At 72.8% G+C, this 24077-nt stretch carries 21 protein-coding genes and 1 pseudogene; 11 read left to right on the top strand and 11 right to left on the bottom strand.

Annotated elements, in window-relative coordinates:
- The first annotated feature begins 40 nt into the window (after positions 1-40).
- The 4 genes from ABZO31_RS22785 (at position 41) to ABZO31_RS22770 (ending at position 4966) form a co-directional block, all read left to right on the top strand.
- Entirely contained in the window at positions 41-685 is a 645-nt protein-coding gene (locus ABZO31_RS22785; protein ID WP_406863115.1) for a hypothetical protein, read from the top strand.
- Positions 682-2001 (top strand): ATP-binding protein, encoded by a 1320-nt coding sequence (locus ABZO31_RS22780; protein ID WP_406863114.1) that lies wholly within the window; start codon positions 682-684, stop codon positions 1999-2001. The genes ABZO31_RS22785 and ABZO31_RS22780 overlap by 4 nt, the downstream gene beginning before the upstream one ends.
- A gap of 62 nt (positions 2002-2063) precedes the next feature.
- A complete protein-coding gene (locus ABZO31_RS22775) occupies positions 2064-3458 on the top strand; it encodes an FtsW/RodA/SpoVE family cell cycle protein (protein ID WP_406863113.1) in 1395 nt (464 codons plus the stop codon).
- Between the two features lie 35 nt (positions 3459-3493).
- Positions 3494-4966, top strand: a complete 1473-nt coding sequence (locus ABZO31_RS22770) for a penicillin-binding transpeptidase domain-containing protein (protein WP_406865438.1) — start codon at positions 3494-3496, stop codon at positions 4964-4966.
- A gap of 53 nt (positions 4967-5019) precedes the next feature.
- On the opposite strand, the gene ABZO31_RS22765 is transcribed toward ABZO31_RS22770, so the two are convergent.
- The 4 genes and pseudogenes from ABZO31_RS22765 to ABZO31_RS22750 form a co-directional block, all read right to left on the bottom strand.
- On the bottom strand, positions 5020-5829 hold the full coding sequence (locus ABZO31_RS22765) for a hypothetical protein (protein WP_406863112.1): 810 nt from the start codon (positions 5827-5829) through the stop codon (positions 5020-5022).
- Between the two features lie 76 nt (positions 5830-5905).
- Positions 5906-6100: pseudogene (locus ABZO31_RS22760) on the bottom strand (ADP-ribosylglycohydrolase family protein); the annotation flags it as partial.
- 23 nt (positions 6101-6123) lie between these two features.
- Entirely contained in the window at positions 6124-6726 is a 603-nt protein-coding gene (locus tag ABZO31_RS22755) for a Uma2 family endonuclease (protein ID WP_406863111.1), read from the bottom strand.
- Between the two features lie 127 nt (positions 6727-6853).
- Entirely contained in the window at positions 6854-7960 is a 1107-nt protein-coding gene (locus ABZO31_RS22750; RefSeq protein ID WP_406863110.1) for a ferritin-like domain-containing protein, read from the bottom strand.
- A gap of 175 nt (positions 7961-8135) precedes the next feature.
- Here ABZO31_RS22750 and ABZO31_RS22745 point away from each other — a divergent pair, with 175 nt between their 5' ends.
- The 4 genes from ABZO31_RS22745 to ABZO31_RS22730 all read left to right on the top strand — a co-directional run bounded on the left by ABZO31_RS22745 (position 8136) and on the right by ABZO31_RS22730 (position 11593).
- Positions 8136-9071, top strand: coding sequence for an AurF N-oxygenase family protein (locus ABZO31_RS22745; protein WP_406863109.1), 936 nt, complete (start codon positions 8136-8138; stop codon positions 9069-9071).
- A 38-nt stretch (positions 9072-9109) separates the two neighbouring features.
- On the top strand, positions 9110-9847 hold the full coding sequence (locus ABZO31_RS22740; RefSeq protein ID WP_406863108.1) for a TetR/AcrR family transcriptional regulator: 738 nt from the start codon (positions 9110-9112) through the stop codon (positions 9845-9847).
- A 10-nt stretch (positions 9848-9857) separates the two neighbouring features.
- Complete coding sequence (locus ABZO31_RS22735; protein ID WP_406863107.1) at positions 9858-10130, top strand: hypothetical protein; 273 nt, start codon at positions 9858-9860, stop codon at positions 10128-10130.
- Positions 10131-10225: 95 nt separating this feature from the next.
- Positions 10226-11593 carry a C40 family peptidase gene (locus ABZO31_RS22730; RefSeq protein ID WP_406863106.1) on the top strand — a complete coding sequence of 456 codons (1368 nt, stop codon included), beginning with the start codon at positions 10226-10228 and terminating at the stop codon, positions 11591-11593.
- Here the strand turns inward: ABZO31_RS22730 and ABZO31_RS22725 are convergent.
- From ABZO31_RS22725 to ABZO31_RS22705, 5 genes are all read right to left on the bottom strand, one after another.
- Positions 11566-12801: a styrene monooxygenase/indole monooxygenase family protein gene (locus ABZO31_RS22725; protein WP_406863105.1), complete on the bottom strand. Its 1236-nt coding sequence runs from the start codon at positions 12799-12801 to the stop codon at positions 11566-11568. The genes ABZO31_RS22730 and ABZO31_RS22725 overlap by 28 nt on opposite strands.
- Before the next feature lie 63 nt (positions 12802-12864).
- Positions 12865-13560 (bottom strand): GTP-binding protein, encoded by a 696-nt coding sequence (locus ABZO31_RS22720; RefSeq protein WP_406863104.1) that lies wholly within the window; start codon positions 13558-13560, stop codon positions 12865-12867.
- The gene (locus tag ABZO31_RS22715; protein ID WP_406863103.1) at positions 13541-13957 is read right to left on the bottom strand and encodes a DUF742 domain-containing protein; all 417 of its coding nucleotides are present in this window, start codon (positions 13955-13957) and stop codon (positions 13541-13543) included. The genes ABZO31_RS22720 and ABZO31_RS22715 overlap by 20 nt, the downstream gene beginning before the upstream one ends.
- Positions 13954-14439: a roadblock/LC7 domain-containing protein gene (locus tag ABZO31_RS22710; protein WP_406863102.1), complete on the bottom strand. Its 486-nt coding sequence runs from the start codon at positions 14437-14439 to the stop codon at positions 13954-13956. Before ABZO31_RS22710 ends, ABZO31_RS22715 begins: the two co-directional genes overlap by 4 nt.
- Entirely contained in the window at positions 14436-17702 is a 3267-nt protein-coding gene (locus ABZO31_RS22705) for a nitrate- and nitrite sensing domain-containing protein (RefSeq protein ID WP_406863101.1), read from the bottom strand. The genes ABZO31_RS22710 and ABZO31_RS22705 overlap by 4 nt, the downstream gene beginning before the upstream one ends.
- A gap of 365 nt (positions 17703-18067) precedes the next feature.
- Here ABZO31_RS22705 and ABZO31_RS22700 point away from each other — a divergent pair, with 365 nt between their 5' ends.
- The gene (locus ABZO31_RS22700) at positions 18068-18850 is read left to right on the top strand and encodes a hypothetical protein (protein ID WP_406863100.1); all 783 of its coding nucleotides are present in this window, start codon (positions 18068-18070) and stop codon (positions 18848-18850) included.
- A gap of 21 nt (positions 18851-18871) precedes the next feature.
- On the opposite strand, the gene ABZO31_RS22695 is transcribed toward ABZO31_RS22700, so the two are convergent.
- Positions 18872-19357 carry a MarR family winged helix-turn-helix transcriptional regulator gene (locus ABZO31_RS22695; protein ID WP_406863099.1) on the bottom strand — a complete coding sequence of 162 codons (486 nt, stop codon included), beginning with the start codon at positions 19355-19357 and terminating at the stop codon, positions 18872-18874.
- A 208-nt stretch (positions 19358-19565) separates the two neighbouring features.
- Between ABZO31_RS22695 and ABZO31_RS22690 the strand changes: the two genes are divergently transcribed.
- Positions 19566-20414 carry a lysozyme gene (locus tag ABZO31_RS22690; protein WP_406863098.1) on the top strand — a complete coding sequence of 283 codons (849 nt, stop codon included), beginning with the start codon at positions 19566-19568 and terminating at the stop codon, positions 20412-20414.
- A 234-nt stretch (positions 20415-20648) separates the two neighbouring features.
- Positions 20649-21521, top strand: a complete 873-nt coding sequence (locus ABZO31_RS22685) for a lytic polysaccharide monooxygenase auxiliary activity family 9 protein (protein ID WP_406863097.1) — start codon at positions 20649-20651, stop codon at positions 21519-21521.
- A 57-nt stretch (positions 21522-21578) separates the two neighbouring features.
- On the opposite strand, the gene lon is transcribed toward ABZO31_RS22685, so the two are convergent.
- Complete coding sequence (gene lon / locus ABZO31_RS22680) at positions 21579-23981, bottom strand: endopeptidase La (protein ID WP_406863096.1); 2403 nt, start codon at positions 23979-23981, stop codon at positions 21579-21581.
- Positions 23982-24077 lie beyond the last annotated feature (96 nt).

Raw genomic sequence — 24077 nt, 5'->3', positions numbered from 1 at the left:
CGTGGGGCTTTCGGTCGTGGGGTGTGACGATCCGGGGCGGTTGCGCAGCGCCGGGGCCACGCCCGCGGCGAGCGGGCCGGTACGGCTGTGGCCCGAACTGCCGCCCGCCACCGATCCGCCCGTCGACTACGGCGAGAGCGACACCGAGCGGGTGCCCGGCGTCGTCGCGCCGCACGACGACGTGCACGGCGTCGACGCCCTCGGCGTCGTCCGGGCCGAGGCGGCCGCGCACCCCGACACGGTCCCCGCCGCGACGCTCGCCCGGATCCGGGGCTGCGAGACGAAGCCGGCCGGCTGTCCGGTCCTGCGGCCCTACTACCGCGACCTCACCGGCGACGGACGGGACGAACTCATCGTCGGGATCCGGATGCCCGGGCAGCAGGTCGCCGTACTCGTCTACACCGCCGAGCGCGGCGGGCTGACCCGCATCATGTCCACCGCCGACCAGGTCCTCAGCGTGGAGCTCGCCGGGCGGAACCTGATCCTGCGGGTCAGCTCGGCCGGCATCCCCGGGTACGAGTACCGGACCGCGTGGTCCTGGAGCGCGGAGCAGGGCACGATGCTGCCGACCCGCGAACAGATCGTGCCCATCGGCCCGATCGGCACGATGACTCCGGCCCACCCCCGTCCCGCCCTGCCGATGCCGCCCGCGATCGGGATGCCGACCCCGAGGACGACACCGTGAGGGCCCGGCGGTCGTTCCCCCGCCGGCCCGCCTGGACCGCGACGCTCACCTGGAAGTCCGCGGTCTTCATCACCGTCATGTGCTGCGGGCTCGCGGCCATCCTGGGGACGCTCGTGCATGTCTCCGTCACCCGGCAGACCGTCGACATCGCCCGTGACCGGGCGCTCGGGCGGCTCACCGAGGTGACCCGGGCGTACGAGGCAGGCGATCCGCTGCCCCCGTTCGCCGGGATGGACCCGCGTGGACTGCCGCGCGCGCTGCGGGCGCTGGCGGAGCGCGGCGAGCGGGGTACCGAGCTGGCCGACTTCCGGGGCCGGCCGACCATGTGGGCCGCCGGCCCGGCCGACGGCCGCGCCCTCGCCGTCCGCGTGGACTACTCGCTCGGCGCCGGCACCCTCACCGGCCTCGACCGGTCGATCGTCGGCTCCTCGATCCTCGCCATCGGCCTCACCCTCGGCGCGGGCGCCTTCGCCGTCACCCGGGTCACCCGCCGGCTCCACCTCACCGCCCAGGTCGCGCGCCGCATCACCGCCGGTGACCTGGACGCCCGGGTCGACGACCCGCGCACCAAGGACCCCACCCGGCCGCAGGACGAGGTCGCCACGGTCTCCGGCGCCCTGGACACCATGGCCTCGTCCCTGCAGCACAAGCTGCAGAGCGAGCAGCGGTTCACCGCCGACGTCGCCCACGAGCTGCGCACCCCGCTGACCGGGCTGTCCGCGGCCGCCGAACTCCTGCCCCCGGGCCGCCCGTCCGAGCTGGTGCGCGACCGGGTGCGCGCGATGCGCGGGCTGACCGAGGACCTGCTGGAGATCTCCCGGCTCGACGCCCGTACCGAGACCGTGGACCTCGCCGTGCACGAACTCGGGCCGCTCGCCGAGCGCGTCGTCCGGGCCTCCGGCACGGACACGGAGGTGCGGATCGTGCGCGACGCCACCGTCGAGACCGACCGGCGCCGCCTCGAGCGGGTCCTCGGCAATCTGATCGGCAACGCCCACCGGCACGGCGCGCCGCCCGTCGTCCTCACCGTCGACGGGCCGGTGGCGACCGTGCGGGACCACGGTCCCGGCTATCCCGCGTACCTGCTGGAGTCCGGGCCGCAGCGGTTCCGGACCGAGGGCGGCGGCAAGGGGCACGGGCTCGGGCTGACCATCGCGCGGGGACAGGCACAGGTCATCGGCGCGGAGCTGGCCTTCGGGACGGCGCCCGGCGGCGGCGCCGAGGCCCGGCTCACGCTGCCGGAGTACGTGCGGTTCACGACGGACGAGGACACGGACGAGGATCAGCGCGCGGGCCCGGGCGACGACGCCCCCTGACGGCACACCGGACAGCACCCACAAAAGGGACATAGCGCCTACCGGTTGCTACGTTGCCGGGCATGACCGCAACGACGTCGCCGCCCCGGACCCCGTCCGGCGTGCGCGTCCCGAAGCGGCGCGGTGTGGAACTCTCGCTCCTGATCGGGGCGGTGCTCCTGTCCGTCTTCGGCTACCTGGAGGTCGGCCTGGCGCGCAGCGGCGCCGTGCCGCCCGACGCCGCCCGGTACGGGGCCGGGCTCGGGATGCTCGCGCTGCTCGCGCACCTCGCGGTCCGGTTCCGCGCTCCCTTCGCCGACCCGCTGCTGCTGCCGATCGCGGTGCTGCTCAACGGCCTCGGCCTCGTACTCATCTACCGCCTCGACCTGGAGACCCCCCGCGACCAGGCCGCGCCGACGCAGCTGGTCTGGTCGACGCTGGGCGTGGGGCTGTTCATCGTGGTCGTCGTGCTGCTGCGCGACCACCGGACGCTGCAGCGGTACGCGTACCTGTCCGTCGCCGCGGCGCTCGCGCTCATGATCGTGCCGATCTTCTTCCCCGCGGTGAACGGCGCGAAGATCTGGATCCGGCTCGGCGGACTCTCCTTCCAGCCGGGCGAGTTCGCGAAGATCCTGCTGGCCGTCTTCTTCGCCGCGTACCTCGCCGCCAACCGCAACGCGCTCGCCTACACCGGCCGCCGCATCTGGCGACGCCTCGACCGGCTGCAGCTGCCGCCGGGGAGGGTGCTCGGGCCGATCGTGGCGATCTGGCTGCTGAGCGTCGGGGTCCTCATCCTCGAACGGGACCTCGGCACCTCCCTGCTCTTCTTCGGCCTCTTCGTGGTCATGCTGTACGTGGCGACGGGGCGCACCGGCTGGATCGCGGTGGGGCTGCTGCTGGCCGGGCTCGGGGCGTTCGCGGTCGGCTCGCTCGAACCGCATGTGCACAGCCGGGTGGAGGACTGGCTGCACCCCTACGCCTCCATCGAGGCCGGCGACGGGCCGGGGCAGCTCGCCCAGTCGCTGTTCGCGTTCGGCGCGGGCGGGATGCTGGGCACCGGGCTCGGGCTCGGGCACTCGGTGCTCATCGGCTTCGCCGCCAAGTCGGACTTCATCCTCGCGACGGCCGGCGAGGAGCTGGGCCTGGTGGGGCTGACCGCGCTGTTCCTGCTGTACGCGCTGCTCGTGGCGCGCGGCTACCGGGCGGGGCTGGCGCTGCGGGACCCGTTCGGGCGGCTGCTCGCGATCGGTCTCGCGTCGATCCTGGCGCTCCAGGTGTTCGTGATCGCGGGCGGGGTGACCGGGCTGATCCCGCTGACCGGCATGCCGATGCCGTTCCTGGCGCAGGGCGGTTCGTCGGTGGTGACCAACTGGGTGATCGTGGCGCTGCTGATCCGGCTCAGCGACTCGGCCCGGATGCCCCGCCCGGAGACGGCCGAGCCGGGCGTCGTCGCGCCGGCGGGCGGGAGCGGCACGTGAGCGGCCAAACGCGGGATCCGCGGGGCGGGCGCTCCATGGTGCCGTACATCCGCCGGGCCGCCGGCCTGCTGCTCGTGCTGCTCGCCGCGCTGCTGGTCAACGCGGGGCGGGTGCAGGTGTGGGAGTCGGGCGGGCTGGACGCGAACCCGGGGAACAAGCGCGCGGCGATCGCCCGGTACGCCCAGCCGCGCGGCGACATCCTGGTGGACGGCAAGCCGGTGACCGGCTCGCGGGACAGCGGCGAGCAGCTGCGCTTCGAGCGCACGTACCCGAAGGGCCCGGTGTACGCGCCGGTGACGGGCTACTCGTCCCAGACGTACGGCACGACCCTGCTGGAGAACGCGGCGGACTCCGTCCTGGCGGGCACCGATCCGATGCTCGCGCCGCTGCCGTTCTGGAACGACCTGACCCGGGGCCGCGATCCGGGCGGGGACGCGGTGACGACGATCCGGGCGGCCGTGCAGGAGGCGGCGTACCGGGGCCTGGGCGGGAAGCGGGGCGCGGTCGCGGCGATCGAGCCGTCGAGCGGGCGGATCCTGGCGCTGGTGAGCAGCCCCTCGTACGACCCGGGGGTGCTGTCGGGGACGGGGCCGGTGGTGCGGGAGGCGTGGGCGCGGCTGAACCGCTCGCCGCACCAGCCGATGCTGAACCGGGCGATCCGTCAGACGTACCCGCCGGGCTCGACGTTCAAGATCGTGACGGCCGCGGCGGCGCTGGACGCGGGCGTGGTCACGGACGTCGACGCGCCGACGGACACCCCCGAGCCGTACGTCCTGCCGGGGACGCGCACCGTGCTGCCGAACGCGGCGCGGGGCTGCGAGGACGCCTCGCTGGCGGACGCGATCCGCTGGTCGTGCAACACCGTGATGGCGCAGTTGGGGGTGGAGGTGGGTCTGGAGGGGATGGTGGAGGCGGCGGAGCGGTTCGGCTTCCGCGATCCGGGGCTGCGGATCCCGTCCGGGGTGGCCGCGTCGAACTTCGACCGGGAGATGAGCGTGGACCAGCTGGCGCTGTCGTCGATCGGTCAGTTCGACACGCGGGCGACGCCGTTGCAGATGGCGATGGTGGCGGCGGCGGTCGCGAACAACGGCGAGGTCGCGTACCCGTACATGCTGGAGCGCACGACGACCGCGGGCGGCCGCACGGTGGACCGGACGGGCCGGCAGTACTACCGGCACGCGATGCGCCCGGGCACGGCGCTGCGGCTGCAGCGGCTGATGGAGGACGTGGTGACGCAGGGCACCGGCACGAACGCGGCGATCCCGGGCGCGCGGGTCGGCGGCAAGACGGGCACGGCCCAGCACGGCGTCGGCAACGCGGGCACCCCGTACGCCTGGTTCATCGCCTTCGCCCAGGCGGAGGACACCCCCCAGCCGGGCGTCGCGGTCGCCGTCGTCGTCGAGGACGCGGAGGCCCGCCGCACCGAGATCAGCGGCAACGGCATCGCGGCCCCCATCGCGAAGGCGGTCATGGAGGAGGCCCTCCGCACGGGCCCTCAGGGCAGATGAGGCGGGCGGGCGCGGACCGGTCGGGATCTCCCCCGACCGGTCACCGTCGTCCGTCAGCCGATCGGCTTGCGCATTTCGGTGCGGACCTCGGCCGTGGTCTCGGCGACCTTGGCGAGGTCGACCTTCTTCGGGTCCATCAGGGCGGTCTCGGCCGTCACGACGGCGACGAACGAGGCGGTGTTGTCGTCGCCCCAGGCGCACATCGGCAGCGTGGAGGTGACGCCGCCCTCCTTGGAGCGGGCGACCTGGCAGCTGATGGTGACGTCGCTGCCGGCCGGACGGAAGTCCTTGGCGGGCACGGCGATCGTCGTGTTCGGGTCGTCCGCGGCGCCGTCGAGGATCGCGGCACGGGTGCCGTCCGGGTCGCTGAGGCGGCCGTGGAAGCCGGAGACGACGAGCACGGAGGCGTTCTTGCCCTCGTACTGGGCGATCGCGGCCTTGGCGTCCCGCACGGTGGGGTCGATCGTCTCCTCGACCTCCTTGCCCTCCGTGGCGGACGAGTCGGTGACCAGCTTGTAGTCGCCGAGGAGCGTCTGCGGCACCGTCAGCTTGTACCTGGCCTCGGGGAACGACGACTCGACGCCCTCGACCAATGACTTGCCGAGGTACGCGAGGCCACCCACGAGCAGCACGCAGACGAGCAGGACGCCGCCGACGATCCCGAGGATCAGACCGGTCCGGTTCTTCTTCGGCGGCGGCACCGGCTGCCCGAAGGGTGCCTGCGGCTGCCCCCAGCCGCCGCCCTGCGGGTACTGCGGCGGGACGCCCTGCGGCGTGCCGTACGGGCCCTGGGGGGCGCTCGCGTACGGGTTGCCCGGCTGGGGCTGCTGCGGGTACTGCGGCGGCTGCGGTGGCGTGCTCATGCGGGGAACCGTACGACACCCCACCGACGACGGAGCCCCTGGGTCCGGTCTCGGTCCGGCCTCGGTCCGGACTCGGTCAGTCCCAGGTCCCGCCGAGCGGTTCCCGCCGCCGCAGCCACGCCGCCGGGACGTCGTCGACGCCGGTCGCCGCGCCGACGATCCCGCCGGTGATCGCGCAGGTGGTGTCCACGTCGCCGAGGCCCTCGGCGGTGGCCCACAGCGCGGCCACGAGGTCACCGGAGTGCCGGACCGCCGTCCAGACGGCGAACGGTTCCCCCCTAGGCCGACGAGCGCTCAGGCGCGCCGCTTGCCGACAGCGGTGAGGTCGATGTCGATGTCGAACGGAACCGTCAGCTTGAGCCGGTCGTGAAAGATGCCGCTCGGGACGTACGACTTGGTCGCGGGCTCCAGCTCGAAGACGTAGACGACCGGCAGACCGTCGTTCTCCTCCACCCGCCAGAAGTGCCGGATGCCCGCCTCAGCGTACTTGCGCGGCTTGACCTCGCGATCCCGTTCCTCCGACTCTTCGGACACGACCTCGATGGCGAGGACGACGTCCTCCGACTTGAACCAGGTCTGCCGGGGGCCCGTGTCGGCGCCGACCGGCACCACGAGAACGTCGGGCTCGGGACGATTGCGCTTGTCGAGCTTGATCGTCATCTCCCGGATGGCCTCCAGATGCTCCGGGGCTTGAGCCCACAGCTCGTTCTCCAGGAGACGCAATACGCGCGAGTGGAATCGAGTCTGCGGGCTCACGAAAACCAGGCTCCCGTCGATCAGCTCCGTGTGCGGAGGCAGGTTCGGAAGCCGGTCCAGGTCGTCCGCCGTCCATCCGCCGACCGGCGGACGAGGCCACTCGTAATCGTCGTCCAGCCCGTACTCGCGTGCGGCGCTCATGATTGCTCCCATGGGGCGGAGTCTGCCTGGCACAGTCAGGCTACCCACGGCGAACGCCCAGGCGCCCCTCTGACGGGCGAAGAGGCGTCCCGACATTGACGCTGGAATATGCCCCCCAGGGCACCCCCTACCCCTCCGCCCCCTCCGCGATCGCGTCCGTCACCTCCGCCACCCGCTCCCGCTCCTCCGCGGCGAAGCGTTCGCGGTCGAGGGCCTCCGCCATCTCCTCGTCCTGGGTCATCAGCAGGTCGAGGTTCGAGTCGCCGAGGTCGAAGACGCCCATGTCGAGGTACGCCTTCTGGAGCCGTTCGCCCCACAGGCCGATGTCCTTCACGCAGGGCACGATCCGGCTGAACAGCAGCTTGCGGAACAGGTGCAGGAACTCGTTGTTCTCCGAGTACTCCTCGGCCTCCTTCCTCGGGATGCCGAAGTTCTCCAGGACCTCGAGCCCGCGCAGCCGGTCCCGCATCAGGTAGCAGCCCTCGATCACGAACTCCTCGCGCTCGCGCAGTTCCGCGTCCGTGAGCTGCCGGTAGTAGTCCCGCAGCGCCATCCGGCCGAAGGCCACGTGCCGGGCCTCGTCCTGCATCACGTACGCCAGGATCTGCTTCGGCAGCGGCTTGTCGGTGGTGTCGCGGATCATGCCGAAGGCGGCGAGCGCGAGGCCCTCGATGAGCACCTGCATGCCGAGGTACGGCATGTCCCAGCGGGAGTCGCGCAGGGTGTCGCCGAGCAGGGACTGGAGGTTGTCGTTGATCGGGTAGAGCATCCCGATCTTCTCGTGCAGGAACCGGCCGTAGATCTCCGCGTGCCGGGCCTCGTCCATGGTCTGCGTCGCGGAGTAGAACTTGGCGTCGAGGTCGGGCACCGACTCCACGATCCGCGCGGCGCAGATCATCGCGCCCTGCTCGCCGTGCAGGAACTGGCTGAACTGCCAGGCGGCGTAGTGCCGGCGCAGGTCGCCCTTGTCCTTCTCGGTCATCCTGGCCCAGTGCCGCGTGCCGTGCAGGGTCAGCACGTCGTCGGGGGTGCCGAGGGGGTCGTACGGGTCGACCTCCAGGTCCCAGTCGATGCGCTTGGCGCCGTCCCACTGCTTGTCCTTGCCCTTCTGGTACAGGGCGAGGAGACGGTCGCGGCCGTCTTCGTACTCCCAGGTGAAGCGGGCCGAGCCGCCGGCCGGCACCTGCCAGACCTGGTCTCCCGGAGCGTTCGCGTACAGGTCGTGCGTCGACACCGACGCCTCCTCACACCGTTGTACGGGGCGGTCGGGGAGCAGGCTCTCGCGTGGTAGACACCGAGTCAACAAGTCGCGCACAGGGGATTGACGGCAGGCTTGCTGACGCACAGTCTCGTAAGCGGGAAGCGACAACTCGTCGGCGAGCACAGTGAGGTGCGAGGTGCGCACGGCCATGAAGACTCTCTCCGAACCGGACTTCACCCTGCTGCGCGACGCGCTCGGCCCGCTGCGGGACCGCGAGCAACTCGCCGAGCGGCTGCTCGAATCGTCGCTCAAGCACTCCTTCGATCCTGACAAGGAGCTCGACTGGGAGGCGCCGTTCGAGGACGGCAAGTGGTTCTGGCCGCCGGAGCTGGTGTCCCTGTACGACACCCCGCTGTGGCGGCGGATGGGCGAGGAGCAGCGGTTCGACCTGGCCCGGCACGAGGCGGCCTCGCTGGCCTCGCTGGGCATCTGGTTCGAGATCATCCTGATGCAGCTGCTCGTCCGGCACATCTACGACAAGTCCCTGACCAGCCATCATGTCCGCTACGCGCTCACCGAGATCGCGGACGAGTGCCGGCACTCGATGATGTTCGCCCGGCTGATCCGCCAGGGCGGCACCCCGGACTACCCGGTGCCGCGGATCTACCACAACCTCGCCCGCGTCCTGAAGACCGTCTCCACGACGCCGGGCTCGTTCGCGGCGACGCTGCTCGGCGAGGAGATCCTGGACTGGATGCAGCGGCTGACCTTCCCGGACGAGCGGGTCCAGACCCTGGTCCGCGGCGTCACCCGCATCCACGTGGTCGAGGAGGCCCGTCACGTCCGCTACGCCCGCGAGGAGCTGCGCCGCCAGATGGTGACGGCGCCCCGCTGGGAGCAGGAGTTCACCCGCCTCAGCTGCGGCGAGGCGGCGCGGGTCTTCTCGGTCTGCTTCGTCAACCCGAAGGTCTACGAGAACGTGGGCCTCGACCGCCGCGAGGCCGTCGCCCAGGTACGGGCGAGCGGCCACCGCCGCGAGGTCATGCAGACCGGTGCGAAGCGCCTCACCGACTTCCTGGACGACATCGGCCTCCTCCGCGGGCCCGGCCGGGCCCTGTGGCGTGCGTCGGGGCTCCTGGCATAGCGGGCCCGGGTTCATACGGGCGGGTTACGCTGCGTGGCATGACCAGTGCCGCCTCGCCCGCGTACCGCAGGCTCAGCGTCGAGGAGCGTCGCGTCCAGCTGCTCGGCGCGGCCCTCACGCTCTTCGCGCACCGCAGCCCGGACGAGGTCTCGCTCGACGACGTCGCCGAGACGGCCGGGGTCTCGCGGCCGCTCGTGTACCGGTACTTCCCGGGCGGCAAGCAGCAGCTGTACGAGGCCGCGCTGCGGTCCGCCGCCGACGAGCTGGAGGACTGCTTCGGCGAGCCGGCCGACGGGCCGCCGACCGAGCGGCTCGCCCGGGTCCTCGACCGGTACCTCGCCTTCGTCGACGAGCACGACGCCGGCTTCAGCGCGCTGCTGCGCGGCGGCAGCGTCGTCGAGACCTCCCGCACCTCGGCCATCGTCGACGAGGTGCGGCGGTCCGCCGCCGACCAGATCCAGCGGCATCTGGGCGTGGACCGGCCCGGCCCCCGGCTGCGCATGATGATCCGCACCTGGATCGCCGCCGTCGAGGCCGCCTCTCTGATCTGGCTCGACCAGGACAAGCAGCCGGCCGTCGGCGAGCTCCGCGACTGGCTCGTCGACCACCTCGTCGCCCTCCTCACCGCCACCGCCGCCACCGACCCCGAGACGGCCGAGGCCGTCGAGGCGCTGCTCGCCCAGGAGTCCTCGTCCGGACCCGTCGGCACCCTCGCCCGCCGCGTCATGCCGGTGGTCGGGCACGCCGCCCACCTGCTCTCCGACGACTCCGGGTGACACTGGTCCCGTGCGAAGCGAGAACACCCCCTTTCACGGCGGCCCCCTCGACGGCGAGGTCCTGCCGATCCTCCTCGGCCCGACCGGCCACCCCCCGAAGTGGTACGAGGTCCCGGTCCCGGACGACGCCGGCGGCCCGCCGGCCGTGTACGCGTACCACCGCGAGCCGGCCGGGCACACCAAGCGCCTCGGACTTCCGCGCGGCTGGAAGTACGTGTACGTCCCCGAGGGCCGCGAGCGCCCCCGGTGGCCCTGGTCGAAGCCGCCCCGGCCGCTCGACTGAGCCTGACCGGGAGGAGTGAGGGCGTTGGGCCGATTCGCCCACCCGTGAGGTGACCTCTCCCCCTCCCCCGCATCATCGCGGGTGGAGGTGATGACGTGTCAGGAAAGCTGCTGCGCACGGTCTGCACGGGGATGCTCGCCGCGGCCACCGCCCTGGCCCCGACCCCGGCCGCGACCGCCGACGACCCGCCCGCGACGGAGGAGACGACGGCGACGGAGGAGGTGGCCGGCGAGGACGGTACGGAGACTCCCGTCCTGCCCGGTGACGTACCGGACGAGACCGAGCCGTCCACCGACCCGACCGACACGGCAGCCGACGCCGCGGACCCGGAGCTTCCCGACTCCTCCGACGAACTCGACCTCCCCGGTACCGCCGACGCCTCCGAGCTGCCCGAACCCGTCGCCGGCGCGCCCTCCTCCGTCTCCCAGCTGCTCACCCGGCTGCAGACGCTCTACCAGGAGGCCGAGGAGGCCACCGAGACCTACAACGCCACCGCCGAGGAGCTGAAGGCCAAGGCCGCCGAGACCAAGAGCGTCACCGCCCGTCTCACCGCCGCCCGGACCGCGCTGGCGCGCAGCCGGGACGACGCGGGGCGGCTGGCGCGGGAGCAGTACCGGGGCAGCAGCGAGTTCTCCTCGTATCTGCGGCTGCTGCTCGCCCGCAACCCGCAGCAGGCCCTGGACCAGAGGCATCTGATGGAGCGTGCGGCACGCGGCCGGGCCTCGACGATCGCCCGGCTCGCGGGCGGCGAGAAGCAGGCGGACGAGCTGGCGACCGCCTCCCGCAAGGCGCTGGACCGGCAGCAGGTGCTGACCGCGCGGCAGCAGAAGGCGCGCGCCGCGGTGGAGACGAAGCTGAAGGAGGTCCAGCGGATGCTGGCCGGGCTCTCCCCCGAGGAGCTGACCGCGCTGTCCGAGCTGGAGCGCAGGGGCACGGCGGGAGCGCAGCGCGAACTGCTGGGCTCCGGAGTGCTCGACGGCCCGCGCACCCCGTCCCGGGAGGGCGGCGAGGCGCTGCGGTTCGCGGTGGAGCAGATCGGCAAGCCGTACGTGTGGGGCGCGGAGGGGCCCGAGTCGTACGACTGTTCCGGGCTGACCCAGCAGGCGTGGGCGAGCGCCGGCCGGGAGATCCCGCGCACCAGCCAGGAGCAGTGGCGCACCCTGCCGAAGGTGTCGCTGCGCGAGCTGCGCCCCGGTGACCTGGTGGTGTACTTCCCGGGCGCCACGCATGTGGCGATCTACCTGGGCGAGGGCCTGGTGGTGCAGGCCCCGCGCCCGGGCGGCAAGGTCAAGGTCTCACCGATCGCGGCGAACCCGCTCCTCGGCGCCGTCCGCCCGGACCCGGCGGGCCCCGCACTCCCCTCGTACACGCCGCCCCCGCTCCCGGAGGGCGCGAGGGACGGCACGGACGACGGCTACGACGCGAGCGGAGCGGATCAGACGCCGGCGACCGAGGCCAGGTAGGCGTTCGTCTTCTCGGGGTCGTAGAAGAAGTTCTCGAAGTCGGCCGGGTCGTTGAAGCCGTTGGCGAAGCGGTCGGCGACCGGCTGCATCTGGCCCGCCGCGCCGATCAGGTCGAGGACGTGCTCCGGCGGGACGCCCAGCATGGCGTTCGTCCACTTGGTGACGTGCTGCGCGGTGTCCCAGTACCGGTCGAAGGCCGACTGCATCCACTCCTCGTCGAACGGCTTCTCGCCGTGCTCGACGATGGAGGCGAGGTACGAGGCGGCGCACTTGGACGCCGAGTTGGAGCCCTGGCCGGTGATCGGGTCGTTGGCCACGACCACGTCGGCGACGCCGAGGACCAGCCCGCCGCCGGGCAGCCGGCCGATCGGATTGCGGACGGTGGGGGCGTAGCGGCCGGCCAGCGTGCCGTTGGCGTCGGTCAGTTCGACCTTGGTGGCGCGCGCGTACTCCCAGGGCGTGAACTTCTCCATCAGCTCCAGCGTGAGCGACAGGTGTTCCGCCGGGTCCTTGACCCCCTTGAACGCGTCGAGAGGGCCGCCGGGTATGCCCTCCCAGAAGAGTATGTCGGCGCGGCCGGACGTGGTGAGCGTCGGCATCACGAACAGCTCGCCGACGCCGGGCACCAGGTTGCACCGGACCGCGTCGAACTCGGGGTGCTCGGGGCGCGGGCCGAGGCCGTGCACGTACGCGACGGCCAGCGCGCGCTGCGGCTCGCTGTACGGCGAACGGTCGGCGTCCCGGCCGAACATGGAGACCAGCTCGCCCTTGCCCGCGGAGACGAGCACCAGGTCGTAGGTGCGGGAGAAGTAGTCCAGGTCGGAGACGGCCGCGCCGTGTATGACGAGCTGGCCGCCGCGCTGGGCGAAGGTCTCCATCCAGCCCGCCATCTTCACGCGCTGGTCGACGGACTGGGCGTAGCCGTCCAGCTTGCCGACCCAGTCGATGACACGCTGGGATTCAGGACCGGCCACGGAGACGCCGAGGCCCTTGATCTGCGGGGCCTGGGACTCCCAGAAGTTGATGCCGAGGTCGCGCTCGTGCTGCAGCGCGGTGTCGAACATGCACTGCGTGGACATGACCCGGCCGGACCGGATCTCGTCCGCCGTGCGGTTGGACATCAGGGTGACCTCGTACCCCTGCGACTGGAGGCCGAGGGCGAGCTGGAGACCGGACTGGCCGGCTCCGACGATGAGTATCTTCCGCATGGCGGAGTCTCCTAGGCGATGCGTGCGTGGTGGGACGGAGGCGGCAGCGTACTGCGGTTGCTGCTACGGCTGTTCGGGGGTGGCCTGAAGCGCCTGCCCGACCATGGCGAGCAGGGTCTCGACGACGCTGTACCGCTTGCGCGCGTCCATGATCACCACAGGTACGTGCGGCGGGACCGTCAGGGCCTCCCGGACGTCCTCGGCCTCGAACCGCTCGGTCCCCTCGAAGTGGTTGACCGCGACGATGTACGGCAGTCCGCAGCTCTCGAAGTAGTCGAGCGCGGGGAAGCAGTCGGTGAGCCGGCGGGTGTCGGCGAGCACCACCGCGCCGATCGCGCCGCGCACCAGGTCGTCCCACATGAACCAGAACCGCTGCTGGCCGGGCGTGCCGAACAGGTACAGGACGAGGTCGTCGTCCAGCGTGATCCGGCCGAAGTCCATCGCCACGGTCGTGGTGAGCTTGCCGGGCGTGGCGGAGAGATCGTCGGTCTCCTCGCTCGCCCGGGTCATCAGCGCCTCGGTCTGCAACGGAGTGATCTCCGAGACGGACCGGACGAAGGTCGTCTTGCCGACGCCGAAGCCGCCGGCGACGACTATCTTCGTCGCGATCGGCGCGCGGGTGTGGTCCAGCTGCCAGTCCCGGGCGCCGTCCTCCGGTTCCGGCAGCGGATCGGACAGTTCGGCAGAAGGCTTCGGCTGCGCGGGGATTCCGGCCGTGAGGGCCGGTTCGGTGGTGACGTCAGAGACGACGGAGTCCACTCAGCACCCTTTCGAGGAGCGCGCGGTCGGGCTGGCCGGTGCCGTGACCGGTCCCGTACACACGGATCTTTCCCTGGTCGGCCAGGTCGCTGAGCAGCACCCGGACGACACCCAATGGCATCTTGAGGAGTGCCGAGATCTCCGCGACGGTACGCATCCGCCGGCAGACCTCGACGATGGCGCGCAGCTCCGGCATGAGCCGGGCGCCGATCCCGCCGTTGGTGAGCTCCTTGCGCGGCTCGGGGGCTTCGAGCGCGGCGACGAAGGTCTCCACGAGCAGGACGTGACCGAAGCGGGTGCGGCCGCCGGTGAGCGAGTACGGGCGGACCCGCGCGGGCCGGCGCCCGTCGCCTCGTACCGGCAGCCTGCGGGGGTGCGGGACGGACGCGGTGGTCACAGGGCGCTCTCCATCGATTTGCGCAGCTCGCTGCGGAGTTCGGGGGTGAGGACGTGTCCGGCGCGTCCGACGAAGAGCGCCATGTGGTACGCGACGACGCTCATGTCGCAGTCGGGCTCGGCGTGCACGCCGAGCAGGGAGCCGTCGCTGATGGACATGACGAAGACGCTGCCCTCGTCCATGTTCACCATGGTCTGCTTGACGCCGCCGCCGTCCATCAGCTGCGCGGCGCCGATGGTGAGGCTGCCGATGCCGGAGACGATGGTGGCCAGGTCCGCGCTGGAGCCGCGCGGACCGCCGTGGCGGGCGGGACCGGCGGGGGCGGCGGCGGTCAGTGCCGGGTCGGAGGAGAGCAGGAGCAGTCCGTCGGACGAGACGACGGCGACGGAACGGAGCCCTGGCACCTCCTCGACGAGGTTGCCCAGGAGCCACTGCAGATTGCGGGCCTCCGTGCTCAGTCCGAATGTTCCGGTCGCAGTCAACTGCGTGCCTCCTCGACTGTCTCCCCCGTCGACTCCTCGGTTGTGCTGCGTGCGTGGTGTGCGTCGGCGGACGCGTCGTCGCGCCCGTCGAGTTCCGCCGCGACGTCGCGGCGGCCGTCCTTGGCGCCCTGGTGGAAGCCGCCGAGCCGGGCGCGCAGCGCGTCGGCGTCGACACCTCCCGCGGAGCGCGGGGCGGGCACGTCGGCCGGCTTGACGATCCGGGGCGTGCGCTTGGGCAGCCCCTTGTCGGTCAGCCGGGGCTCGTCCGCACGCTCGTGGGCGTCCGGACCGATGGCGTACGGGTTGGGGGCGGGAGCTTCGGGGGTGGGGGTGGGGACGGGAAGGGAAGTGGTCTGGGGGGCGGCCGGAGCCGCGGTCTCGCCGGCCGCGCCGGTCGCCTCGTCCTCGGCCTGGGCCGACTCCCCGACGAGCGGGAGGCGCACCTGGAGCGTCGTCTCGGCGGGGGACTCCGCGGGAACGGAGGGGGTGGCCGGGGCGTCGGGGCCGGAGGTCTCGGCGACGGCTCGGGGCACGGCAGCGGGGTCGACGTCGGGCTCGGGCGCCGCGGCGGCAGGGGGCTGGGCGCCGAACTCGGGTGCGGCAGCGGGCCCGGCGTCCAACTCGGACGCGGCAGCGGGCTCGAACCCGGAGCCGGGCTCGGACGAGGCTGCGGGCTCGGCGCCGAACTCAGGCGCGGCAATGTGCTCGGGCTCGGTGCCGGGCCAGGACTCGGCGCGGGGTTCGGCGGTGGCCGCAGGTGCGTACTCGGGCTCGGATGCGTACTCCGACCCGGCGCCGGACTCGACCCCGGCTACGGGCCCCGCGCCGGTCGGCGGTTCGTCGTAGGCGTCGGTCGCGGTGGCGCGTACGGTCTCGGCGCCGGCGGCCGCCGGGGTCTGCCCGGCCTGGGCGTCCGGGGCCGTCGGGGGCGCGTCCGCGGCCTTCGGCGTGGTGGGTGTCTCCGCCTGTTCCGCGGCCTGCTCCGCCAGGGCGATGAGCGGGTCGCGAGGGCGCTCCGGGAGGGTGTTGGAGTTCGCCTCGGCCACCGAGCCGGGGAGGTTCAGGGTGGGCGCCGCGCCCCCGGCGACCGGGACCTTCGGCGGGACGGCGGTCGGCGGGGCCTCGGGGAGCAGCGGCAGGGGCAGGACGACGACCGCCGCCACACCGCCCTGCTTCTGCTCCCGCAGCGTCACGCGCACGCCGAGCCGCGCCGCGAGCAGCGCGGCGACGCGGATGCCCAGGCCCTCGCCCTCCAGGTCGGCGTCGCCGTCCTGCTCGGGCTCGGCCAGCCGGGCGTTGAGCTCGGCGAGCCGGCCCTCGGTCATGCCGATGCCCTCGTCCTGGACGGAGAGCATGACCTCGCCGGTCTCCAGGAGCCAGCCGGAGAGCTGGACCTGCGCGTCCGGCGGCGAGAACGAGGTCGCGTTCTCCAGGAGTTCGGCGACCAGGTGGCTCAGGTCGTCCGCCGCGAAGCCGGCGATCTGCGCGTGGGGCGGCAGGGACTGGATGGTGACCCGCTCGTACCGCTCGATCTCGCTGACCGCGGCGCGCAGCACGTCGACCAGCGGCACCGCGCCGGGGTGGCCGTGGATGTGCTCGTGACCGGCGAGGACGAGCAGGTTCTCGCTGTGCCGCCGCATGACGGTGGCCATGTGGTCGAGCTTGAAGAGCGTGGCGAGCCGGTCCGGGTCCTGCTCGCGCTCCTCCAGCTTCTCGATGACGCCGAGCTGGCGCTCGACGAGCCCGAGGGTGCGCAGCGAGAGGTTGACGAAGGTGTGCCGGACGGTGTGCCGGAGCTGCTCCAGCTCGGCGGTGAGCCGGGCGGTCTGGTCCTGGAGCTCGGCCCGCTGCGCGGTGAACTCGGCGGCGAGCGCCTCCCGGGCGCCGGCGAGATCGGCCCGGTCCTCGTCGAGCGCGGAGACCTGTCCGGCGAGGCCGGCCAGCCGGTGCTGCAGGGTGTTGAGGGACCGTACGACCTGGGCGAACTCGTCGTTGCGCCCGGTGAAGCGCACCGGCTCCTCGGTCTGCGGCTGGTCCGACCCGGCCAGCCGGGCGGCGCCGATGCGCAGGACAGCGAGCGGGCGGGTGAGGGTGCGGGCGACGGCGGCGGAGACGCCGACGGCGAGCAGCACGCAGCCGCCGAGGTAGCCGATGCCGAGTTCGAGCGAGGTGAACGCGTCGTCGCGGACCGTCTCCAGGCGTTCGACCTGCGCCGTGGCGAGCGCGGACTCGACGCCGCGCATCTGCTCGATGCGGGCGGAGAGCGCGGCGTCGAGCCGGGCGGGGTCGGTGCGCCGTTCGGCCCGGGTGAGCTCGGGCTCGTCGGTGAGCTTGGCGAGGAGTCCCTCGGCCTGCTTGACCTCGGGGCCGGTGACGGTGGACGCGAGGGAGTCGCGCGCGGTCGAGGAGGCGGCCTGGTCGAAGTCGGCGAGCCCGGTGAGCTCGCGGACCCGGGCCTGCTGGGCGGCCGCGCTGAGGGCGGTACGGCTGCGCTCGGCGTCGGCGGTCTCGTCGTTCTCGTCGGGGACCATCGTGCCGGTGATGGGGTCGAAGTGGCTGCCGCCGGACTTCGGCTCGGGCACGGCGAGCGCGGCGAGCAGCAGCGCGCGGGTGGCGGAGGCCTGTTCGACGGCGCGGCCGAGGGCGGCGGGGGCCCGGGTGGCCTCGGCGACGTCCGGCGGGGTGCGCTCGGCGAGCCGGTCGGCGAGGGCCTGGAGCTTGGTGATGACGTCCGTGTACGCCTTGAAGGTCTCCAGGGCGGTGCCCTCGCCGGTGAGGGCGGCACGGCGTACGGAGGGGACGGTGGCGAGCTCGCGGCGGAGCTGGGCGGGGGCGTCGGCGCGGATCTCGTCGATCTGCCGGTCGACGCGGGCGGCCCGGGCGGGGGTGATCTTCCGCTTCTTCTTGGCGGGGCCGCTCTGGTCGTCGCGGCCGGCGGCGACGTACGCGACGACCTCGTCGCGCTCGTCGGCGAGGGAGTGGGCGAGGGTGACGGCCTGCCGGTCGAGCGCGGCGAGGTCGACCAGCGACTGGGCGTCCTTGAGCTCGGCGGAGGCGCCGAGGACCGCGGGGGCGCCGGCCGCGAGGACGGTCAGGGAGACGAGGGCGACACCGCCGACGAGCCGGGTGCGCACGCGGGCGGACCGCTTGGCCGGCACGGCGTCCGGGGCCGGCGTCCCGCCCGGGTTCTGCGGATCACCGGGGGACTCCACGTGCGTGCCGTTCTTGCTCCCAGGCCGCTTCTTCTGCACCGGTGCTCGCATTCTTGACTCGTCCGCCCATGAAGCAGAGGTGACGACCGGTCACACTGCAGAAGGCCCCCACCCCTGGATACGGCTTCCGACCATTCCAGTGCTTTTGGGAAGGGGACGCGCATCGGCCGCTCCGCCACCCGAACGAGTGAACAACACTCCCAAGCGGCCGAACAACTCCCCGCGTTACGGATCGGAGTCTGTTTCGGAGCGCCGGTTGGATCTTCCGGGCGGGCTTTGGCAGGATGCGCGCCCGCAGATTCCCGGACGTTCCGCTTCCGTCCTTTCGGGGCCTCTCCGCCGCGTGGTTCAGGCCAATTTCGGCTTTCGGGAGGCGGTGTGAAGGACTGATGCAGACGGAGATGCAGACTGGCGGCATGCGCACCGATCTCCTCTCCGCCCCCGGCAGCCCCGAACGCCCCAATGAGGACTGGGCAGCCGCTGTTCGCCCCGCGGCGGGCGCGGGCGGGGCGGTGGTGGTCCTGGACGGGGTGACCCCGCCGGCCGGTGATGTCGGTTGTGTGCACACCGTGCCCTGGTTCACCGCCCGGCTCGGCGGCGCACTGACCGAACTGTCCGGTTCGCGGCGAGACATGACCCTGACCGAGATCCTGTCCTCCGCCATCGAGCGCACCGCAAACCACCACCGGGACACGTGTGACCTTTCTCACGTCCGTACGCCGCAGGCCACGGTGGCCCTCGCGCGGTGGGACGAGGAGACGGTGGAGCACCTGGTCCTGTCGGACGCGGTCCTGCTCCTGGAGTCCCCGGCGGGCGGGGTGACGGCGGTGCGCGACGACCGGCTGGACCGGATCCCCCGCGAGATCCTGCGTTCCCACGAGGCGACGGACCGGCTGCGCAACCGGGAGGGCGGCTTCTTCACCGCCGCGGCGGACCCGTCGGTCGCGGCGCGCGCGGTCACCGGGACGACGCCGAGGGCGCGGGTACGGGCGCTGGCGGCGCTCACCGACGGGGCGGCCCGCTGGGTGGAGCTGTTCGGGGCCGGCGACTGGGCGGACTGCTGCGCGCTGCTCGCGAAGGAGGGGCCGCGGGGGCTGGTCGACCGGGTGCGGGCGCGGGAGGCGGCCGACGCGGCGGCCGGGGGCGTACGGCGCTGGAAGCTCCACGACGACGCGACGGCGGTGTGGGCGGAGCTGTAGCCGCGGGCGGCCTCCGGCGGCTCAGTCGCTCTCGGCACGGGTGTTGAGCTGGTGCAGCAGCCGGGCCAGTTCGGCGACCTCGCCTCGGTCCCAGTCGGCGAGCTTGCGCACGTACCGCTCGCGCCGGGCGTCGCGGACGCTGCGGAAGCGGATCCTGCCCTCGTCGGTGATCCGGACGAGCCACGCGCGGCCGTCGGCCGGGTCGGGGTCGCGGGCGATGAGCCCGAGGTCGTCCAGGGCGCGCAGCTGGCGGCTCATGGTCGCCTTGCCGACGCCGATGTACGCGGCGAGTTCGGTGGCGCGCTGCGGGCCGGCCTCGTCGAGCCGGACGAGCAGTCCGTAGGCGGCGGGCTCCAGTTCGGGGTGGACCTCGCGGGCCATCTCGCCGGAGGAGGCGCGGGCGCGGCGCAGGAAGACGGACAATTCCCGTTCGAGAGCGAGGAATTCCCGGTCCACACCACTCCCGGCGGTGGGATCGACTTCACTCCCCGTACCGCTTCCGTGCACGTCAGCACCCCTCGCGCGCTTTCCGATCCCTGAAAGTTTCCTTCAGCGGCCGACATCGCCGCAGCTCCTCCAGTATTTCGCAGGCGTAGACCATCGGCAGCACCCGGGCCCCCTTCCACCGGGAGGTCTACGTGCGTAGCGTCATTTATGGCATGTCCACACCATGACATGACGCAGGTCCCCCCACCGAGCCTTTCGGAGGCACGCAATGTCCGTGCACAGATCCGGAAAGACCCGCACCCGATCCAGATCCCTCGCCGGCCGCCCCGCCCTGATCACCGCGTTATGCGCGGCGCTGGCCCTCCTCCTGTCCCTGCCCGGCGCGGCGAGCGCCGCCCAGGTGCCCGAGCGCGGCACCGCGTACATGGGCATGGGCGTCGTGAAACACGACGGCCGTGACGGCAAGCCCGGCGGCATCGTGACCCAGGCCGTTCAGACCGAAGGCGTGGACGTCTCCAGCCACCAGGGGAACGTCGCCTGGCAGACCCTGTGGAACAGCGGGGTCCGGTGGGCCTACGTCAAGGCCACCGAGGGCACGTACTACAAGAACACGTACTTCACCCAGCAGTACAACGGCTCCTACAACGTCGGCATGATCCGCGGCTCGTACCACTTCGCGACCCCCGACACGACGTCGGGCGCGGCGCAGGCGGACTACTTCGTGAACAACGGCGGCGGCTGGTCCAAGGACGGCAAGACGCTCCCGGGCGCGCTCGACATCGAGTGGAACCCGTACGGCGCGACCTGCTACGGCAAGACGCAGTCCGGGATGGTCAGCTGGATCCGCGACTTCGTGAACCGGTACAAGTACCGGACCGGACGCGACCCGGTGATCTACACCGCGACGAGCTGGTGGAAGCAGTGCACCGGCAACTACGGCGGCTTCGCCACCACCAACCCGCTGTGGATCGCGCGGTACGCGTCCACGGTCGGCGAACTCCCCGCCGGCTGGGCGTACTACACGATGTGGCAGTACACCTCGACCGGCCCGACGGTCGGCGACCACAACCACTTCAACGGCGACATCACGCGCGTACGGGCGCTGGCCAACGGCTGAGCCGACGGCCGGACCGGCCGTCGGGCGACGGCCGGTCCGACGGCGATCCCGCCGCGGCGGCACATGACTGACAACGACCCCCCGGGCGTGCGGCGGCACGCCCGGGGGGTTGCCCATTGGTATGGACCAATGCGAAGCTCTCCGGCGGCGTCCCGCAGGCAGCCACAACTCCTGCGTGCCGCCTGCTCGTTCCTGCTCGTTCCGTCCTCCCCCACGTACGAGAGAGAGCCCCGCATGCCGTCCCACACCACTCGCACCGCCTCCCTGGCCGGGGTCGCGGCCCTGTCCGCCGCCGTCCTCGTCCCGCTGCTCCCCGCCACGGCCGCCGCGCACGGCGCGGTGTTCAACCCGGTCGGCCGGGTCGCCGCCTGCTACGCGGAGGGCCCGGAGACCCCCAAGTCCCAGGTCTGCAAGGACCTGGTGGCCGACTCCGGTACCCAGCCGCTGTACGACTGGAACGAGGTCAACATCGCGAACGCGGACGGCCGCCACCAGCAGGTCATCCCCGACGGCAAGCTCTGTTCGGCCAACCGCGAGAAGTACCGCGCCCTGGACTGGGCCCGCACCGACTGGCCGGCGACGGCGGTCGCGACGGGCTCCTTCGACTTCAGGATCCGCGTGACGGCCCCGCACTCGGGCACGATGACGATGTACATCACCAAGCAGGGCTTCGACCCGACGCAGCCCCTGAAGTGGTCCGACCTGGACACCACTCCGGTCGCCACGTACGCCACCACCCGCACGGCGACGGACGGGTACTACGCCTTCACCGGCAACCTCCCCGCCCGCACCGGCCGCCACATCGTGTACCAGGTCTGGCAGCGCAACGACTCCCCCGAGGCGTTCTACAGCTGCTCGGACGTCACCTTCGGCGGCGCGACGGCCACCGCGGCCACCGCCCCCACCGAGGCGAAGATCGCCGCGGGCGCCGACCAGTCGACCGTCAGCCACGCCGGCCACGGCGGCGACGAGCAGCCTCCGGCGCTCTCCGCCGACACGACCACGGCCCCGGACTCCCCCCTGGTCCCGGCCCTCGCGGGCGCCGGCGCCCTGACCGCCTTCGCGGTCGGCAGCCTGTTCCTCGGCCGCCGGCGCCGGACGTCCTGACGCACGGCGTGGGGCGCCCTCCGTCCGGAGGGCGCCCCACGCCGTTCGCACGAGCCGTTACGCCGCCACGCCCACCGCGATCTCCGCCGGGGCGAGGGCCAGGTCCAGGACCTGGCGGACGTCGGTCACCGGGTGGACGTCCAGCTTCTCGAGGATCTCCGCCGGGACGTCGTCCAGGTCGGCCTCGTTCCGCTTGGGGATCACGACGGTCGTGATGCCCGCCCGGTGGGCGGCCAGCAGCTTCTGCTTCAGGCCGCCGATCGGCAGCACCCGGCCGGTCAGCGAGACCTCACCGGTCATCGCCACGTCCGTCCGGACCTGGCGGCCCGAGAGCAGCGAGGCAAGCGCCGTCGTCATCGTGATGCCGGCGCTCGGGCCGTCCTTCGGGACCGCGCCCGCCGGGAAGTGGATGTGCACGCCCCGGTCCTTCAGACCGGTGACGGGCAGCTCCAGCTCCGCGCCGTGCGAGCGGAGGAAGGAGAGCGCGATCTGCGCGGACTCCTTCATCACGTCGCCCAGCTGACCGGTGAGCGTCAGACCCGCCGCGCCCGTCTCCGGGTCGGCCAGCGACGCCTCGACGAACAGCACGTCGCCGCCCGCTCCGGTCACCGCGAGCCCGGTCGCCACGCCGGGCACCGCGGTACGGCGCTCCGCGGGGTCCTGGGCGGACTCGGGCACGTGGTGCGGCCGGCCGATCAGGGCCCGCAGGTCGTCCGCGCCGACCGTGAACGGCAGCTCGCGGTCGCCGAGTTCGTGCTGGGCCGTGACCTTGCGCAGCAGCCGGGCGATCGAGCGCTCCAGGGTGCGGACACCGGCCTCCCGGGTGTACTCGCCGGCCAGCTTCCGCAGCGCGGCCTCGTCGATGGTCACCTCGCCGGACTGCAGGCCGGCCCGCTCCAGCTGCCGGGGCAGCAGGTGGTCGCGGGCGATGACGACCTTCTCGTCCTCGGTGTAGCCGTCCAGGCGGACCAGCTCCATGCGGTCGAGCAGGGCCTCCGGGATGGCCTCCAGGACGTTCGCCGTCGCGAGGAACACGACGTCGCTCAGGTCGAGCTCGACCTCCAGGTAGTGGTCGCGGAAGGTGTGGTTCTGCGCCGGGTCCAGGACCTCGAGCAGCGCCGCGGCCGGGTCGCCGCGGAAGTCGGAGCCGACCTTGTCGATCTCGTCGAGCAGGACCACCGGGTTCATGGACCCGGCCTCCTTGATCGCCCGCACGATCCGGCCGGGCAGCGCGCCGACGTACGTACGCCGGTGGCCGCGGATCTCCGCCTCGTCCCGTACGCCGCCGAGGGCCACGCGGACGAACTTGCGTCCCATCGCGTGCGCGACGGACTCGCCCAGCGAGGTCTTGCCGACGCCGGGCGGGCCGACGAGGGCCAGCACCGCGCCGCCGCGACGGCCGCCGACCACGCCGAGCCCGCGCTCGGAGCGCCGCTTGCGCACGGCCAGGTACTCGGTGATCCGCTCCTTCACGTCCTCCAGGCCCGCGTGCTCGGCGTCCAGGACGGCCTGGGCGCCGGGGATGTCGTACCGGTCCTCGGTGCGTTCGTTCCAGGGGAGTTCGAGGACGGTGTCGAGCCAGGTGCGGATCCAGGAGCCCTCCGGGGACTGGTCGCTGGACCGCTCCAGCTTCTCGACCTCCTTGAGGGCGGCCTCGCGGACGCTCTCCGGCAGGTCGGCGGCCTCCACGCGGGTGCGGTAGTCGTCGGACTCGTCGCCCTCGGACTCGCCGTTCAGCTCGCGCAGCTCCTTGCGGACGGCGTCCAGCTGACGGCGGAGCAGGAACTCGCGCTGCTGCTTGTCGACGCCCTCCTGGACGTCCTTGGCGATGGTCTCCGCCACGTCCTGCTCGGCCAGGTGCTCGCGCAGCTGCGCGGTGGCCAGCTTCAGCCGGGCGACCGGGTCGGCGGTCTCCAGGAGCTCGACCTTCTGCTCCAGGGTGAGGAACGGGGAGTAGCCGGAGTTGTCGGCGAGCGCGGAGACGCCGTCGATCTGCTGGACGCGGTCCACGACCTGCCAGGCGCCGCGCTTCTTCAGCCAGCTGGTGGCGAGGGCCTTGTACTCCTTGACCAGCTCGGCGACGGCACCGGGCAGCGGCTCGGGGACCGTCTCCTCGACCACGGAGCCCTCGACCCAGAGGGCACCCCCGGGGCCGGTGGTGCCGGCGCCGATGCGGACGCGGCCGCGGCCGCGGATCAGCGCGCCGGGGTCGCCGTCGGACAGCCGCCCCACCTGCTCGACCGTGCCGAGGACGCCGGTGGCGGCGTACGCGCCGTCGATCCGGGGCACGAGCAGCACCTGCGGCTTGCGGCCCGCCGTACGGGCGGCGACCTGGGCGGCCTCCACCGCGGCGCGCACGTCCGGGTCGGACAGGTCGAGAGGCACCACCATTCCGGGCAGCACGACCTCGTCGTCAAGGGGCAGCACAGGCAGAGTGAGCGGTGAAGACGTCGAAGCCATGATCTTCCCTCCGGCATTCAAGTTGAGTTATGCCGACTCAATGCATGTGAGCGGAGGAATGTTCCCCGGTTGCTGTTCGCTGTGAGCGATGCCACC

Origin of the sequence: Streptomyces solicamelliae (assembly GCF_045348655.1) — a bacterium.
GTDB lineage: Bacteria > Actinomycetota > Actinomycetes > Streptomycetales > Streptomycetaceae > Streptomyces > Streptomyces solicamelliae.
Note: the sequence above shows the minus strand (reverse complement) of the source record. Positions and strands in the feature narration are given on the sequence as shown.

Coding starts and splice junctions, on each gene's coding strand:
- ABZO31_RS22725 (WP_406863105.1), bottom strand. CDS start 12,801: ATGCGGAAGATACTCATCGTCGGAGCCGGCCAGTCCGGTCTCCAGCTC.
- ABZO31_RS22690 (WP_406863098.1), top strand. CDS start 19,566: ATGTCCGTGCACAGATCCGGAAAGACCCGCACCCGATCCAGATCCCTC.
- ABZO31_RS22705 (WP_406863101.1), bottom strand. CDS start 17,702: ATGCGAGCACCGGTGCAGAAGAAGCGGCCTGGGAGCAAGAACGGCACG.
- ABZO31_RS22765 (WP_406863112.1), bottom strand. CDS start 5,829: ATGAGCACGCCACCGCAGCCGCCGCAGTACCCGCAGCAGCCCCAGCCG.
- ABZO31_RS22685 (WP_406863097.1), top strand. CDS start 20,649: ATGCCGTCCCACACCACTCGCACCGCCTCCCTGGCCGGGGTCGCGGCC.
- ABZO31_RS22745 (WP_406863109.1), top strand. CDS start 8,136: ATGAAGACTCTCTCCGAACCGGACTTCACCCTGCTGCGCGACGCGCTC.
- ABZO31_RS22740 (WP_406863108.1), top strand. CDS start 9,110: ATGACCAGTGCCGCCTCGCCCGCGTACCGCAGGCTCAGCGTCGAGGAG.
- lon (WP_406863096.1), bottom strand. CDS start 23,981: ATGGCTTCGACGTCTTCACCGCTCACTCTGCCTGTGCTGCCCCTTGAC.
- ABZO31_RS22755 (WP_406863111.1), bottom strand. CDS start 6,726: ATGAGCGCCGCACGCGAGTACGGGCTGGACGACGATTACGAGTGGCCT.
- ABZO31_RS22700 (WP_406863100.1), top strand. CDS start 18,068: ATGCGCACCGATCTCCTCTCCGCCCCCGGCAGCCCCGAACGCCCCAAT.
- ABZO31_RS22775 (WP_406863113.1), top strand. CDS start 2,064: ATGACCGCAACGACGTCGCCGCCCCGGACCCCGTCCGGCGTGCGCGTC.
- ABZO31_RS22770 (WP_406865438.1), top strand. CDS start 3,494: ATGGTGCCGTACATCCGCCGGGCCGCCGGCCTGCTGCTCGTGCTGCTC.